Genomic DNA, 14,253 nt, shown 5'->3' with positions numbered 1-14,253 from the left:
CCGGTACCCGGTCCGGCGGGATGCGGACCGAGCCGACGATCCGGCCGCCCGCCGCCCGTACGGCGATCGCCGCGTCCTCGGCCCACAGGTGTTCGACCACGAGCAGCAGCGCGCAGCTCCCGCGTTCCAGCAGCCCCGCCGCCTCCTCGATGTCCTCCGGCCCGATCAGGCGCGCCACGTCCCGGCCCGTCAGCAGACCGTTCAGCTCGACGAACTCGTCGAACTCGGCCGCAAGGACTTCACCCGACGCCGTCCTCGTCGCCACGATCCCGTCGATCAGCCGGACCACCCCGGTCTTGCGCAGCCCCATCACGGCCTCGACCGCCGGGGCCCGCAGCTGTTCCTCCGGGAAGGCGAGGACGATGAATTCCACAGGTCCCATGCGCCTCGGCTCCTCACTTCCGACCGTTTGTGACGACTCTTCGGCCCACTATGACATAAGCGGACATATCATCCGTCCCCTTGCTACGTTTCGGTGTATGACCGCTCTGACGGCAAAGGTGACGGAGCCCGTCCCGCCCCCACCCCCCGGCGCCGGCGCCCCCAAGCGGCGCGGCGTCGAGCTGACGCTGCTCGCCGGAGCCGTCCTGATCTCCGTCCTCGGTCACCTCTACGTCGGCCTCGCGACCACCGGCCACCTCCCCGGCCCCGCCGCCCGCTACGCCACCGGCCTCTGCGCCGCCGCCCTGCTCGCGCACCTCGCCGTCCGCCTGCGGGCCCCGCACGCCGACCCCCTCCTGCTCCCCATCGCCGTCCTCCTCAACGGCCTCGGCCTCGTCCTCATCCAGCGCCTCGACGTGACCACCCCCGGACACCTCACCGCCGGGGACCAACTGCTGTGGTCCGCACTGGGCGTGGCCCTCTTCGTCCTCGTCGTCGCGCTGCTCCGCGATCACCGGGTGCTCCAGCGCTACGCCTACCTCTCCGTCGCGGTGGCCCTCGTCCTGATACTGATCCCCGTCTTCTTCCCGGCGGTCAACGGCGCGCACATCTGGATCCGGTTCGCCGGGCTCTCCTTCCAGCCGGGGGAGTTCGCCAAGATCCTGCTCGCGGTCTTCTTCGCCGCCTACCTCGCCGCGAACCGCACCGCGCTCGCCCTCACCGGCCGCCGGCTGTTCTGGAAGCTCCGACTGCTCCCCGGCCGCGTCCTCGGCCCGATCCTCGCGATCTGGCTGCTCAGCGTCGGCGTACTGGTCCTGGAGCGGGACCTGGGGACCTCACTGCTGTTCTTCGGACTCTTCGTGATCATGCTGTTCACCGCCACCGGGCGGATCGGCTGGATCGCGATCGGACTGCTGCTCGCCGCCCTCGGTGCCTACGCCGTGGGGACCTTCGAACCGCACGTGCACAGCCGGGTGGACGACTGGCTGAATCCCTTCGCCTCCGTCGAGCGCGGCGAGGGGCCCGGTCAGCTCGCCCAGTCCCTCTTCGCCTTCGGCGCCGGCGGCCTCCTCGGCGCCGGGCTCGGCCACGGCCAGTCCTTCCTCATCGGCTTCGCCGCCAAGTCGGACTTCATCCTCGCCACCGCCGGCGAGGAGCTCGGCCTCGCCGGCCTCGCCGCGATCCTGCTCCTCTACGGGCTCCTCGTCGCCTGCGGTTTCCGCGCCGGGCTCGCCCTGCGCGACCCCTTCGGGCGGCTGCTCGCCACCGGGCTCGCCTCGATCGTCGCGCTTCAGGTGTTCGTCATCGCGGGCGGCGTCACCGGCCTGATCCCGCTCACCGGCATGGCCATGCCCTTCCTCGCGCAGGGTGGCTCCTCCGTCGTCACCAACTGGATCATCGTCGCGCTGCTGGTCCGGCTCAGCGACAGCGCCCGCAGACCCCGCCCCGCGAAGGAGCCGGCCGAGTGATCCGCTACATCCGCTGGTGCGCGTACTTCTGCGCCCTCCTGCTGGTCGCCCTGCTGGTCAACATCGCCCGCGTGCAGGTCTGGGAGTCCGCCGCCTACGGTGCGAACCCGGCCAACAAACGATCCGCCATCGCGCGCTACGCCGAACCCCGCGGGGACATCCTGGTCGACGGGCGCCCCGTCACCGGCTCCCGCGACAGCGGCCAACTGCTGCGCTACGAGCGCACGTACGCGAACGGCCCGCTCTACGCGCCCGTCACCGGCTTCTCCTCCCAGACCTACGGGACCAGCTTCGTCGAGCGCGCCGAGGACGCGATCCTCTCGGGCACCGACCCGGGGCTCTCGGCCTTCCCGCTCTGGTACGAACTGGCCCGCGGCCGCCCCGCCGGCGGGAACGCCGCCACCACCGTCCGCTCGGGCATGCAGCGGGCCGCGTACACGGGGCTCGCGGGCAAGCGCGGCGCGGTGGCCGCCGTCGAACCGGCTACCGGGAAGATCCTCGCGCTGGTCAGCAGCCCCTCGTACGACCCCTCCGTGCTCTCCGGTACGGGTACGAAGGTCAAGGAGGCCTGGACCGCCCTGAACGCGGACCCCGCCAGGCCGATGCTCAACCGGGCGCTGCGCGAGACGTACCCGCCCGGCTCCACCTTCAAGATCGTGACGGCGGCGGCCGCGCTCGACGCGGGCGTGGTCACCGATGTGGACGCGCCGACCCGGACCCCCGACCCCTACCCGCTGCCCGGGACCAGCACCCTGCTGCCGAACGCGGGCACCGGCTGCGAGGACGCCTCGATGGCGGACGCGGTGCAGTGGTCCTGCAACACGGTGATGGCGAAGATCGGGGTGCGGGTCGGGCTGCGCGGGATGGTGGAGGCGGCGCGGCGCTTCGGCTTCAACGGCGAGGGTCTGCGGGTGCCCTCGTGGGTCTCCCGCTCGAACTTCGACACCGATATGAGCCAGGACCAGCTGGCCCTTTCCTCGATCGGACAGTTCAACACCACGGCGACCCCGTTGCAGATGGCGATGGTGGCGGCGGCCGTGGCGAACGGCGGCGAGCTCAAGTACCCCTATCTGGTGGACCGCACGACCCAGGACGACGGTTCCCAGGTCCGGCGCGGCGGCCGGCGCAGCCTGGGCCGGGCGATGAACCCGGCCACCGCCGTCCGGCTGCAGGACCTGATGGTCAAGGTCGTGGAGAACGGGACCGGCCGCAACGCGGCGATCCCGGGCGCTGTGGTCGGCGGCAAGACGGGCACCGCGCAGCACGGGGTCGGCAACGCGGGGACCCCGTACGCCTGGTTCATCTCCTGGGCCAGGGCCAAGGGCGCGACGCTGCCACAGGTGGCGGTCGCGGTGGTGGTCGAGGACGCGTCGGCCGACCGGGGTGACATCAGCGGCAACGGAGCGGCGGCGCCGATCGCCCGGGCGGTGATGGAGGCGGCGCTGGCCGCCGGCTGACACCCGGCCCCACCCGGTACGGGATGCCGTCCGGCAGGAGGACACCGTGGCGAGGAGAGCCGGAGCGCGCCGCCGGATCCAGGGCCGGATCCAGGGCCCGAAGCCAGGGCCCGGAGCCGGTGCCGGAGCCGGAGCCGGAGGCAGTGCCCGGAGCCGGAGCCGAGTGCACCCGCCGGTGTCGTGGCCCGGTGCCGGTGCCGGTGCCGGTGCCGGTGCCGGGGCCTGGAGCCGGTGTCGTGGCCCGGTGCCGGAGCCGGAGGCAGTGCCCGGAGCCGGAGCCGAGTGCACCCGCCGGTGTCGTGGCCCGGTGCCGGAGCCGGAGGCAGTGCCCGGAGCCGGAGCCGAGTGCACCCGCCGGTGCCGGGGCCCCGAGCCGTGCCGGAGCCGTGATCGAGCCGCCGAGGGCCGGCCGGAGAGCCCTTAGCGGGTGTCCGCCCCGTCGGCGATGGCGGACTCGACCTCCGCCATCCGCGCCGACTCCTCGGCAGCGAACCGCTCGCGGTCGAGGGCCTCGGCGATCTCCTCGTCCTGGCTCATCAGCAGGTCCAGGTTCGAGTCACCCATGTCGAAGACGCCGAGGTCCAGGTAGGCGCGCTGCAGCCGTTCGCCCCACAGCCCGATGTCCTTCACGCACGGCACGATCCTGCTGAACAGCAGCTTGCGGAACAGGTGCAGGAACTCCGACTGCTCACTGAGCAGCGTCGCTTCCTTCGCTCCGATGCCGAAGTTCTCCAGCACCTCCACCCCGAGCAGCCGGTCCCGCATCAGGTAGCAGCCCTCGATCACGAACTCCTCGCGCTCGCGCAGCTCGGCGTCGGTGAGCTGTTTGTAGTAGTCGCGCAGCGCCATCCGCCCGAAGGCCACGTGCCGCGCCTCGTCCTGCATCACGTAGGCCAGGAGCTGCTTCGGCAGCGGTTTGGTGGTCGTGTCGCGGATCATGCCGAAGGCGGCCAGGGCGAGCCCCTCGATGAGCACCTGCATGCCCAGGTACGGCATGTCCCAGCGGGAGTCGCGCAGGGTGTCGCCGAGCAGCCCCTGGAGGCTGTTGTTGATCGGGTACAGCATCCCGACCTTCTCGTGCAGGAAGCGCCCGAAGATCTCGGCGTGCCGGGCCTCGTCCATGGTCTGGGTGGCGGAGTAGAACTTCGCGTCCAGGTCCGGCACCGACTCCACGATGCGTGCCGCGCACACCATCGCGCCCTGCTCGCCGTGCAGGAACTGGCTGAAGTTCCAGGAGGCGTAGTGCCGGCGCAGTTCGCCCCTGTCCTTGGCGGTGAGCTTGGCCCAGTGCCGCGTCCCGTACAGCGGCAGGGCCTCTTCGGGAGTGCCCAGCGGATCGTACGGGTCGACCTCGATGTCCCAGTCGATGCGCTTGCCGCCGTCCCACTGCTTGTCCTTGCCCTTCTGGTAGAGCGCCAGGAGCCGCTCGCGGCCGTCGGCGTACTCCCAGCTGAAGCGGGCGGAGCCGGCGGCGGGGACCTGCCAGACCGGCTCGCCCGGGTTCTCGGTGTAGAGCTCATGCGTCGACACTGACGCCCCCTCGTCTCACGTACTGCCGTGTGGGACCGGACAGTTGGCAGCGTCACACGTTGGTAGACACGGGGTCAACAAGTCGTGCGCGAGGGATTGACGACCTTGCTGACAAGTAGTCTCATAAGAAGTGACCCCCGGTAACTCGACGACGAGGTGTCCGAACCCATGACGACCGTGACCGAACGAGCCGCGCTCAAGGACGCCCTCGGCCTGCTCAAGGACCGGGAGCAGATAGCCGAACGACTGCTCGAATCCTCGGCCAAGCACTCCTTCGACCCGGACAAGGAACTCGACTGGGACTCCCCGCCGATCGAGGGCAAGTACTACTGGCCGCCGGAACTGCTCTCCCTCTACGACACCCCGCTGTGGAAGAAGATGGGGGAGGAGCAGCGCATCGACCTCTCCCGCCACGAGGCGGCGGCGCTCGGCTCGCTCGGCATCTGGTTCGAGATCATCCTCATGCAGCTCATGGTCCGGCACATCTACGACAAGTCCCTGACCAGCAATCACGTCCGCTACGCGCTCACCGAGATCGCCGACGAGTGCCGCCACTCGATGATGTTCGCCCGCATGATCCAGAAGGCCGGCGCCCCCGAGTACCCCGTCTCCCGCCTCAACCACAACCTCGCCCGGATCCTGAAGACGGTCTCCACCACCCCCGGCTCCTTCGCCTGCACCCTCCTCGGCGAGGAGATCCTCGACTGGATGCAGCGCCTGACCTTCCCGGACGAGCGCGTCCAGCCGCTGGTCCGCGGCGTCACCCGGATCCATGTCATCGAGGAGGCCCGGCACGTCCGGTACGCCCGTGAGGAACTGCGCCGCCAGATGCTGACGGCCCCGCGCTGGGAGCGGGAACTCACCCGGATCAGCTGCGGCGAGGCCGCCCGCGTCTTCTCGCTGGCCTTCGTGAACCCGGCCGTCTACGACAACATCGGCGTGGACCGCCGCGAGGCCGTCGCGCAGGTGAGGGCGAGCGGCCACCGCCGCGAGGTCATGCAGAGCGGCGCTAAGCGGCTCACCGACTTCCTCGACGACATCGGCGTGCTGCGCGGTGTCGGCCGCAGGCTCTGGCAGAGCTCGGGCCTGCTGGCGTAGACCCTGGTGTCGAAGCAGCGCCGGGCCCGCGGTGACGCCGTGGGCGCGCCGCTCGTGGTCACCGGACCGGATCGGCCCTGATCCGGCCTGATCCACAGGACCCCCACTCGTCCGGTGCCCGCCGGGCTACCCTGCGGACATGACCGTACGCGCGTACCGCAGGCTGAGCGTCGAGGAGCGGCGGGCCCAACTCCTCGACGCCGCCCTCTCGCTGTTCGCGCACCGAGCACCGGAGGAGGTCTCCCTCGACGACGTCGCCGAGGCCGCCGGGGTGTCCCGCCCGCTCGTCTACCGCTACTTCCCGGGCGGTAAGCAGCAGCTCTACGAAGCCGCTCTCCGCTCCGCCGCCGACATCCTCGAACTGTGCTTCGCCGAACCCCAGCAGGGGCCCCTGACCCGGCGTCTGTCCCGGGCCCTGGACCGCTACCTCGCCTTCGTCCACGAACACGACGCCGGTTTCGCGGCCCTCCTGCAGGGCGGCAGCGTCGTGGAGACCTCCCGCACGACGGCGACGGTCGACGGCATCCGGCGGGCCGCCGCCGAGCAGATCCTCCTCCACCTGGGCGTCCCGGCCCCCGGCCCCCGGCTGCGCATGATGGTCCGTACGTGGATCACGGCCGTCGAAGCGGCCTCCCTCATATGGATCGACGAGGGCAAGCAGCCCGAGGTCGAGGGCCTCCGGGACTGGCTGCTGGACCAGTTCATCGCCCTGCTGACGGCCACCGCCGCCACGGACCCGGAAACGGCCGCGGCCGCCCGGGCCGCCCTCGCCCTGGAATCGGCGGACGGTCCGGTCGGGGTCCTGGCCCGCCGTGTCATCCCGGTGGTGTCCGAGGCCGCCCACCTGCTGTGACACTGGTGGGGTGAGAAGCCAACCGACCCCGTTCGAGGGCGGCCCGATGGACGGCCGGGTCCTCCCCGTCCTCCTCGGCCCGACCGGACACCCCCCGAAGTGGTACGAGATCCCCGTCCCGGATCCGGACGGCGGCCCGCCCACGGTCCTGCTGTACGAACGCGTCCCGGCGGGGTACTCCAAGCGGCTCGGGCTGCAGAAGGGGTGGAAGTACGACTTCCGCCCTTCGGGCACCAAGCCGAAACCCCGCTGGCCCTGGACGAAAGCCCCCCGGCAGCCCTGAGTCGCGTAACGGGGCCGCCCCCGGCGGAGCCCGCTCCCGCGTATCCGTCCCGCTGGTTCGGTGGGGCCGGCCGCGGGGGGAGCTCCCGGCCGGGGGCGGGCGGTGTGCGGAGGTCGGGGTCGGGTGTGTGTCGGGGCGCTTTTCGCAGGGCACCGAACGCACTGCCGTCGGGCTTTCCGACGCCTTGTCACGTTCGGTGCCCGAGGAGACGTCCCGGCGCGCGCCCGGTCCCGCCCGGAGCCGCTCCCGCGTATCCGTCCCTGGCCCCGCAGGTGCCCGCACTGCCCACCCCGGCGAACGACAACCCGGCACCCCCGCAAAGCCTCCGGTCAGGAACCCGGCAGGGTGAGGACCGCCAGGCCCCCTCCCCCCTCCGCCTCCAGGAACTCCAGCCGCGCCCCGATCACCGCGGCCTGCCCCACCGCGATGGTCAGCCCCAGCCCGTGGCCCTTGCCCCCGCTGCGGAAGCGCTGCGGGCCGTGCGCCGCCAGGTACGCGGGGAACCCGTCCCCGTGGTCCCGTACGGTCACCACCGGCCCGTCCACCGTCAGCACCACCGGCGGCCGCCCGTGCTTGTGGGCGTTGGCCACCAGGTTCCCGAGCACCCGTTCCAGCCTCCGCCGGTCCGTCTCCACGTGCGCGTCCCGGACGACCACGACCTCCGTGTCCGTCCCGGACGCCCGCACCACCCGGCGTACCAGCCGCCCCAGCTGGTGCAGGTCGCTCTCCACCACCTCGCTGCCCGAGTCCAGCCGGGAGATCTCCAGCAGGTCCTCCGTCAGCTGCCGCATCGTCCGGACCCGCTCGCGCACCAGTTCGGTCGGCCGGCTCTCCGGCAACAATTCCGACGCCGCCTGCAGCCCCGTCAGCGGAGTGCGCAGCTCGTGCGCCACGTCCGCCGTGAACCGGCGCTCGCTCTCCAGCTTCGACTGCAGGCTCCCGGCCATGGTGTCCAGCGCCGCGGCCACCGTCGCCACCTCGTCCTGGTGCCGCGCGGGGGTCCTGGTCCGCGGGTCGTCCACCCGCGCGTCGAGGTCGCCCTGGGTGATCCGCCGGGCCACCGCCGCCGTCAGGTGCAGCCGCCGGGTCACCCGGGTCACCGCGAACGCGCCCACCAGCAGCGTTCCGCCGATCGCCAGCAACGACGAGCCGATGATCGCGTTGTCCAGCCCGCTGATCGTTCGGGTGCTCTGTCCGTAGTCGACGGCGGCCGCGAGCGCCCGGCCGTCCGCCGGGCCCGCCGCCCACATGGTCGGGCGGCCCCGGTGGTCCGCCACCAGCGTGCCCCGGCGCCCGCTGACGGCGAGCGCCCGCAGCTCGGGCGGCAGGCCGACGGGGTCCAGCCAGGAACCGCGCGGAAGGGGCTCGCCCGCCTCGTACGCGCGCGAGGCCTCCAGCAGTTTGCCGAGGGCCCTCTCCCGCGCCGTGGCCACCGTCTGCCGGGTCACCTCCACATGTACGAGGGCGCCCAGTACGGCGGCCAGCGAGCAGCACATCACCACAATGAAGCACGCCGACTTCCAGGTCAGCGTGGCGGTCCAGGAAGGCAGCCGCACGGGCGTCACGGCCGGCCCGGCACGGCAGCGGGCTCCCGGCTCCCCGGGGCCTGCGGATGGCCGGGCACCCGGACGATCTGCTCGCGCGTGGGCAGCATCGTGAGCTGCCTCTCGTCCCAGGACCAGGCGGTGATCAGCTCGTAGCCGTGGTTGCCGCTGGGCACCCGCAGGATCACGTCGCCCCCGGCCAGTTCCACCGAGATGACGGTCTCCGTGGTCGCCATGATCCGGTTGAGCCGGCCGTCCTGGTCCGCCGTGTACACCCGTACGGACATCATCTTGTCCGGGAACTCGATGCCGACGATCAGCTCGTCCTTGCCGTTGTCGGTGAGGTCCCGGTAGTACGGCTTGAGCACCGGGCACGCCTCCGGGTCCTCCTCGTCCCCGTCCTCGCCCTTCGCGCACTCCAGGATCGCGGCCGCCGTCCGGGGCGGCATGCCGTCCGCGCCGACCCCGGTGTTCGGATGGGCGGTCAGCTCGGCCTGGACGAGGGCCACCGGGTCGACGGCGTGCACGTCCTGGTCGCGGACCGGCGGGATCCCCTTCACGTACTCGGGCGGGGCGCCACCCGGATCCGCGGGCGGTACGGACGCGCCGCGGCGGTCGGGCCACAGATGGACGGGCCCGCTCGCGGTCGGCGTGGAGCCGGCGCTCACCAGCCCGCCGGTGTCACCGCAGCCCGCCAGCAGCGGAACCAGTGCGAGGAGGGGGAGCAGGGTGCGCGCGGCCGGACGCAAGCGCAACCTGTTCACAGCCCCTGTGCCCTTCTGCCCGCGATACGCCGACGGTCGATCACGTCAACCATATGCGGTGGAACATCCGTTTCACCCTGCGTTCTCAGCTGCCGGTCTCAGCTGTCGGTGCGCCCTCGGCGCAGCATCGCGAAGCCCAGCCCGGCCGCGCCGACGGCCGCGATGCCACCGGCGGCGGCCAGCAGCAGCACGCCGTCGCCAGGACCGTCCGCCAGCGTACTCAGCCGCCGCCCACCGCCGGAGCCCTCGGCGACGACGCGGGTGTCCCCGGTGGCCGCCTTCCGCGGAACGGCGGCCGGGACGACCTGCCCGCCGCGCGCGTCCTGGCGGGTTCCGGTCTTGTGTCCGTCGCCCGCCACGGTGTGGTCGGCGCCCTGGGCCGGGACGTCACCCATCCAGGAGGTCAGCCGGCCGGAGGAGTCCAGCGAGGCGTGCAGGTCCCCGGAGCCGCCGAATGCGGTGACCCCGTCACGGCTCGTCAGGGTGGCCGCCTCGGCGCCGTCGGCCGTCAGGATCTGGGCCCGGTAAGCCCCGTCGGCCGTGCGGTAGACCTTCGCCGTGGAGACCCCGTCCGCGAGCGAGAGGCTCTTGACGAGGATCGACCGCGGGGCCGCTGAGTGCGCGGAGGAGGCCGCGGGTACCCCGTCGGCCAGGGCGGCGGCGGTGGGCAGCGCCAGCAGACTTCCGGCGCATGCGGTCACGGCGGCGGCGCGAACGAGAGTGCGGCGGCTGGCGGTGCTCACGAGGAAATCCTTCGGTGCCGGTCAGGGCCTGGGCCATCCAGGTGGGTCAAACCTAGGGCTCGGCCGTTGCGGCGGCACCCCGTTCGTGTAACAGCGGAGTCGCAACGTTCCGTCGGAGTCGTTACACATCCGAGGGATTGCCCTGCGGCGCCCCGGCTGCTCCCATGGACCGCGGGGGTGAGGGCGATGCGCGGACTCAAGGTACTGCCGAGCGGCCGGCCCGGCCGCGGCCGGCTGTACGTCAACCTGCCCGACGGGCAGGCGGTGGCCTGGTACGACCGGCAGGCCAACCGGATCAGCGTCCTGGCCGACTGCCACCGCGAGGCGATCCTGGCGGTGCTCCGCCCCTACCTGAGCGGGACGGTCGCGATCGGCCCGCCCCCGGTCCCCACGGCCTCCGACCTGCGACGTCTCGCCCTGCTGCCGGACGCGGACCTGGCCCCCAACCGCCCGGGGGAGACGCTGCTGGGCGAACTGGAACACGGTCCGACAGGCACCAGAGCCCGGCACCGGCTGCGCCAGGACCTGACCGCGCAGCAGCGGATGGGGGACTCCTTGGACGCCCTGGAAGCGGAGGGCTGGCGGACCCTGCACTGCGTCCCGCTCCCGGGCCTGGGCCGCATCGACCACCTGATCATCGGCCCGGCGGGGATCTTCTGCGTGCGTACGGTCCCGAGCCGCCGTCAGCGCGTGGTGGTAGGCGATCTCCTGCTCACGGTGGGCCGCACGGAACCCCGCCCGGACCCCCGTTGGATCCGCCGGGCGGCGGCCTTCTCGACGGCGGCGCTGGCCGCCAAGGTCACCCCGGTGCTGGCGGTGGTCGATGCCTCCCGGGTCGAAACGGCCCCCACGGTCCGCGACATCCGCATCCTCCAGCCCCCGACGGCGACCCCGACCCTCACGGCATCCCCCGCGACCCTCGAACCCCCGGAGGTCGAAGCCCTGTTCGCCCGGGCCCGCGACACCACCACCTGGCTGGGTCCCGTCGCCCACTCCACCTCCACCGAAGCCTGAGGCGCCCCCACCTGCGCTGCGCGCTCGACTCAGGCAGGGGTGGACAGGGGAAAGCGCCGCAGGCCGGGGCCGCGCCGGGGTCGGGGGGTGGGCCGGGCCCAGCCCCGCGCCCCGGCTCCGCTCAGGCGGAGGCCCGCTTCCGTGGTGTCGCCGCCTTCTTCGCCGCCGCCGCAGCGGTCTTCTTCGCCGCGGCCGTCTTGGCCGTGCTCTTGGCCGTGCTCTTGGTCGCTCCCGCTTTCGCACCCGCACCCGAAGCCGACTTCCCCGCAGCCGACTTGCCGCTGGTCGTCGTCTTCTTCTTCGTCGCGGCCGAAGCAGCCGTCTTCTTCGCCGAAGCCGCCGTCGACTTCTTCCCGCCGACCGCCTTCGGCACAGCCGCAGCACCCGTACGCGTACCCGCACCCGTACCCGTACCCGCCTTCCGCCGGATCGACGTGACCGCGGCCTCCGCCTCGCTCTGCCCGTCCGCGTCAGCGTCCGCCTCCCCCCGGGAAGCCTTCGCGGCCCGCACGCTCTTCTCCAACGCCGCCATCAGGTCGATCACCTGCCCGCCGGCCGGCTCCACCACGGCCTCCGTCGGCTCGAACGCCCCACCCGACTTCGCCACGATCAGCGCCTCCACCGCCTCCCGGTAGTCGTCGTGCAGCGAGGCCATCTCCACCTCCCCCAGCGTGGCCATCAGCGCGTCCGCCAGGTCGAGTTCGGCGTCCCGAACGGTCACGTCGGCCTCCGGAGCCACCCCCTCCGGTGCCCGGATCTCGTCCGGCCACAACAGGCCGTGCATCGCGATCACGTCGTCCACGACCCGCAGCATGCCGAGCCGCTCCCGCCCCCGCAGCGCGTACTTGGCGATCGCGACCTTCCGGCTCCGCTTGAGCGCCTCCCGCAGCAGGGTGTACGGCTTCGCCGCCGTCGCCCCGTTCGCCGCGAGGTAGTACGCCGCGTCCATCTGCAGCGGATCGATCTCCTCCGCCGGTACGAACGACATGATCTCGATCGTCTTCGCGGTCGCCAGCGGCAGCTGCGCCAGATCCTCCTCGGTGATCGGGACGATCGACCCGTCGGCCTCCTCGTACCCCTTGCCGATCTCGACGCTCGGCACCTCCTCCCCGTCCAGCTCGCACACCTTGCGGTACCGGACGCGCCCGCCGTCTTTCACATGGATCTGGCGGAAGGAGATCGAGTGGCTCTCGGTGGCGTTCACGAGCTTGATCGGAATGCTGACCAGGCCAAAGGAGATCGCCCCGTTCCATATGGATCGCACGGTTCCTCCTGTTTCGTGGCAATCTCATCGTATGACGCCGATCACATTGGTGGAGGGCCGTCGCATCGCGCTCAGCAATCTCGACAAGGTTCTCTACCCGGAGACCGGCTTCACCAAGGGCGAGGTGCTGCACTACTACGCCACCGTCGCGGGCCCGCTGCTCGCCCACATCCACGACCGACCGGTGTCCTTCCTGCGCTACCCCGACGGGCCGGACGGCCAGCTCTTCTTCACCAAGAATCCGCCGCCCGGCACGCCCGACTGGGTGATGACCACCCCCGTGCCGCGCTCCGAGGACCCCTCCGCCACCCAGGTGGTCGTCGCCGACCTGGCCACCCTCATGTGGTCCGCCAACCTCGTCGTGGAGTTCCACACCCCCCAGTGGACCGCCGGCCACCCCGCCCTCGCCGACCGCCTGGTCCTCGACCTCGACCCCGGCCCGCCCGCCACCGTCGTCGAGTGCTGCGCCGCCGCGCTCTGGCTGCGCGAGCGGCTCGCCGCCGACGGCCTGCGCGCCTACGCCAAGACCTCCGGCTCCAAGGGCATGCACCTGGCAGTGCCGCTGGAGCCGACCCCGTCCGAGCGGGTGTCCGCGTACGCGAAACAGCTCGCCCGGGAGGGCGAGCGCGAGCTTCCCGAGCTGATGGTGCACCGCATGGCCAAGGCGCTGCGCCCCGGCAAGGTCTTCGTCGACCACAGTCAGAACGCCGCCGCCAAGACCACCGCCGCCCCCTACACCCTGCGCGCGCGGGCCCGGCCGACCGTTTCCGCGCCCGTGTCCTGGGCGGAGGTCGAGGCCTGCCGGACCGCCGCCGGACTCGTCTTCGCCGCCGACGACATCGCCCCGAGGCTCGCCCGCGACGGGGACCTCTTCGGCCCGCTGACCGACCCCGAGCAGGCCCGCCCGCTCCCCGGGACCGGGACCCGGCCATGATCCGCGTCGCGCTGGCCGCCACCGTACGTACCCTGCCGCGCGGGGCCGGACTGGCGTACGAGCCGAAGTTCGACGGCCACCGGCTCGTCGTGCTGCGCTCGGCGGCCGACGTGACGCTCCAGGCACGCTCCGGCCGGATCGTGACCAGCGCCTTCCCCGACCTGGCCGCGGCCGCCCTGCGGCTGCCCGCCGACACGGTCCTCGACGGCGAGGTGGTGGTCTGGCACGCGGGGCGTACCGACTTCGCCCTGGTGCAGCGGCGTGCCGCGGCCACGGCCGCCCGGGCCGCCGCCCTCGCGCAGCGCCTGCCCGCCTCGTACGCCGCCTTCGACGTGCTGGAACTGGCCGGGCTCGACGTACGCGGGCGCTCGTACGAGCGCCGCCGGGCCCTCCTCGTCGACCTGCTGCTGCCACTGGGGCCACCGCTGCAGCCGGTGCCGATGACCACCGATCCGGAACTGGCCGCCACCTGGTACGAGACCTTGCCGGCCAGCGGCATCGAGGGCCTCGTCGTGAAACGGCTGGACCAGGCCTACCCGGCCGGACGGCGCGGCTGGCAGAAGCTGCGTCACACCGACGTCCGGGACGCGGCGGTGGTCGGCTACACCGGCACCCCGCGCCGCCCGCTCGCCCTCGTGCTCGTCCTGCCGGTCGGAGACCAGACCCCGTTGGTGTCGAGCCCGCTGGGCGCGGCACTGCGGTCGGAGGTGGCGGCCGCGGTGGCCGCCCGCGGGGCGGCCTCGCCCTCCCTGGCCACGGTCACGGCGATCGGGCTCGGGGAGGTCTCCTTCCGGATGCTCGACCCGCCGCTCACGGCGGAGGTCCGGCACACCTCGACCCGGCACCCGCCCCCGGAGGTGCTGCGGCTGAGGACGGACCTCTGACGGACCTGCGACGGATTCCGGACGGACCTCCGACC

General features: G+C 72.6%; 14 protein-coding genes. 8 read left to right on the top strand and 6 right to left on the bottom strand.

The features are described from left to right. Nucleotides 1–382: DUF6325 family protein (locus ACWGIU_RS11755; RefSeq protein ID WP_453704749.1), on the bottom strand; the 382-nt coding region annotated here is incomplete at its 3' end. 97 nt (nt 383–479) lie between these two features. On the opposite strand from ACWGIU_RS11755, the gene ACWGIU_RS11750 reads away from it, so the two are divergent. Together ACWGIU_RS11750 and ACWGIU_RS11745 are read left to right on the top strand one after the other, a co-directional pair. After that, a complete protein-coding gene (locus ACWGIU_RS11750; RefSeq protein WP_453704747.1) occupies nt 480–1,850 on the top strand; it encodes an FtsW/RodA/SpoVE family cell cycle protein in 1,371 nt (456 codons plus the stop codon). Continuing rightward, on the top strand, nt 1,847–3,307 hold the full coding sequence (locus ACWGIU_RS11745) for a penicillin-binding transpeptidase domain-containing protein (protein ID WP_453704745.1): 1,461 nt from the start codon (nt 1,847–1,849) through the stop codon (nt 3,305–3,307). Before ACWGIU_RS11750 ends, ACWGIU_RS11745 begins: the two co-directional genes overlap by 4 nt. A 420-nt stretch (nt 3,308–3,727) precedes the next feature. Here the strand turns inward: ACWGIU_RS11745 and ACWGIU_RS11740 are convergent, their stop codons facing one another. Then, a complete protein-coding gene (locus ACWGIU_RS11740) occupies nt 3,728–4,837 on the bottom strand; it encodes a ferritin-like domain-containing protein (RefSeq protein WP_453704744.1) in 1,110 nt (369 codons plus the stop codon). Nucleotides 4,838–5,005: 168 nt separating this feature from the next. On the opposite strand from ACWGIU_RS11740, the gene ACWGIU_RS11735 reads away from it, so the two are divergent. The 3 genes from ACWGIU_RS11735 (at nt 5,006) to ACWGIU_RS11725 (ending at nt 7,071) form a co-directional block, all read left to right on the top strand. After that, the gene (locus ACWGIU_RS11735) at nt 5,006–5,935 is read left to right on the top strand and encodes an AurF N-oxygenase family protein (protein WP_453704743.1); all 930 of its coding nucleotides are present in this window, start codon (nt 5,006–5,008) and stop codon (nt 5,933–5,935) included. Nucleotides 5,936–6,074: 139 nt separating this feature from the next. Continuing rightward, a complete protein-coding gene (locus ACWGIU_RS11730; protein ID WP_453704741.1) occupies nt 6,075–6,788 on the top strand; it encodes a TetR/AcrR family transcriptional regulator in 714 nt (237 codons plus the stop codon). A 10-nt stretch (nt 6,789–6,798) separates the two neighbouring features. After that, the gene (locus ACWGIU_RS11725; RefSeq protein ID WP_453704739.1) at nt 6,799–7,071 is read left to right on the top strand and encodes a hypothetical protein; all 273 of its coding nucleotides are present in this window, start codon (nt 6,799–6,801) and stop codon (nt 7,069–7,071) included. Between the two features lie 329 nt (nt 7,072–7,400). Here the strand turns inward: ACWGIU_RS11725 and ACWGIU_RS11720 are convergent, their stop codons facing one another. From ACWGIU_RS11720 to ACWGIU_RS11710, 3 genes are all read right to left on the bottom strand, one after another. Beyond that, nucleotides 7,401–8,567 carry a histidine kinase dimerization/phospho-acceptor domain-containing protein gene (locus tag ACWGIU_RS11720; protein ID WP_453704751.1) on the bottom strand — a complete coding sequence of 389 codons (1,167 nt, stop codon included), beginning with the start codon at nt 8,565–8,567 and terminating at the stop codon, nt 7,401–7,403. Between the two features lie 65 nt (nt 8,568–8,632). Then, nucleotides 8,633–9,379, bottom strand: coding sequence for a hypothetical protein (locus ACWGIU_RS11715; RefSeq protein ID WP_453704738.1), 747 nt, complete (start codon nt 9,377–9,379; stop codon nt 8,633–8,635). Between the two features lie 98 nt (nt 9,380–9,477). Beyond that, nucleotides 9,478–10,122 (bottom strand): hypothetical protein, encoded by a 645-nt coding sequence (locus tag ACWGIU_RS11710; RefSeq protein WP_453704736.1) that lies wholly within the window; start codon nt 10,120–10,122, stop codon nt 9,478–9,480. Between the two features lie 186 nt (nt 10,123–10,308). Between ACWGIU_RS11710 and ACWGIU_RS11705 the strand changes: the two genes are divergently transcribed. Beyond that, entirely contained in the window at nt 10,309–11,136 is an 828-nt protein-coding gene (locus tag ACWGIU_RS11705; protein ID WP_453704735.1) for a nuclease-related domain-containing protein, read from the top strand. Between the two features lie 121 nt (nt 11,137–11,257). Here the strand turns inward: ACWGIU_RS11705 and ku are convergent, their stop codons facing one another. Beyond that, nucleotides 11,258–12,400 carry a non-homologous end joining protein Ku gene (gene ku / locus ACWGIU_RS11700; protein ID WP_453704733.1) on the bottom strand — a complete coding sequence of 381 codons (1,143 nt, stop codon included), beginning with the start codon at nt 12,398–12,400 and terminating at the stop codon, nt 11,258–11,260. A gap of 31 nt (nt 12,401–12,431) precedes the next feature. Between ku and ligD the strand changes: the two genes are divergently transcribed. Both ligD and ACWGIU_RS11690 read left to right on the top strand, forming a co-directional pair. Then, nucleotides 12,432–13,334 carry a non-homologous end-joining DNA ligase gene (gene ligD / locus ACWGIU_RS11695; RefSeq protein ID WP_453704731.1) on the top strand — a complete coding sequence of 301 codons (903 nt, stop codon included), beginning with the start codon at nt 12,432–12,434 and terminating at the stop codon, nt 13,332–13,334. After that, a complete protein-coding gene (locus ACWGIU_RS11690; RefSeq protein ID WP_453704729.1) occupies nt 13,331–14,218 on the top strand; it encodes an ATP-dependent DNA ligase in 888 nt (295 codons plus the stop codon). The genes ligD and ACWGIU_RS11690 overlap by 4 nt, the downstream gene beginning before the upstream one ends. Nucleotides 14,219–14,253: the final 35 nt, after the last annotated feature.

The organism is Streptomyces sp. NPDC054840 (assembly GCF_053611065.1).
This window is presented reverse-complemented; position numbering and strand designations above follow the sequence as displayed.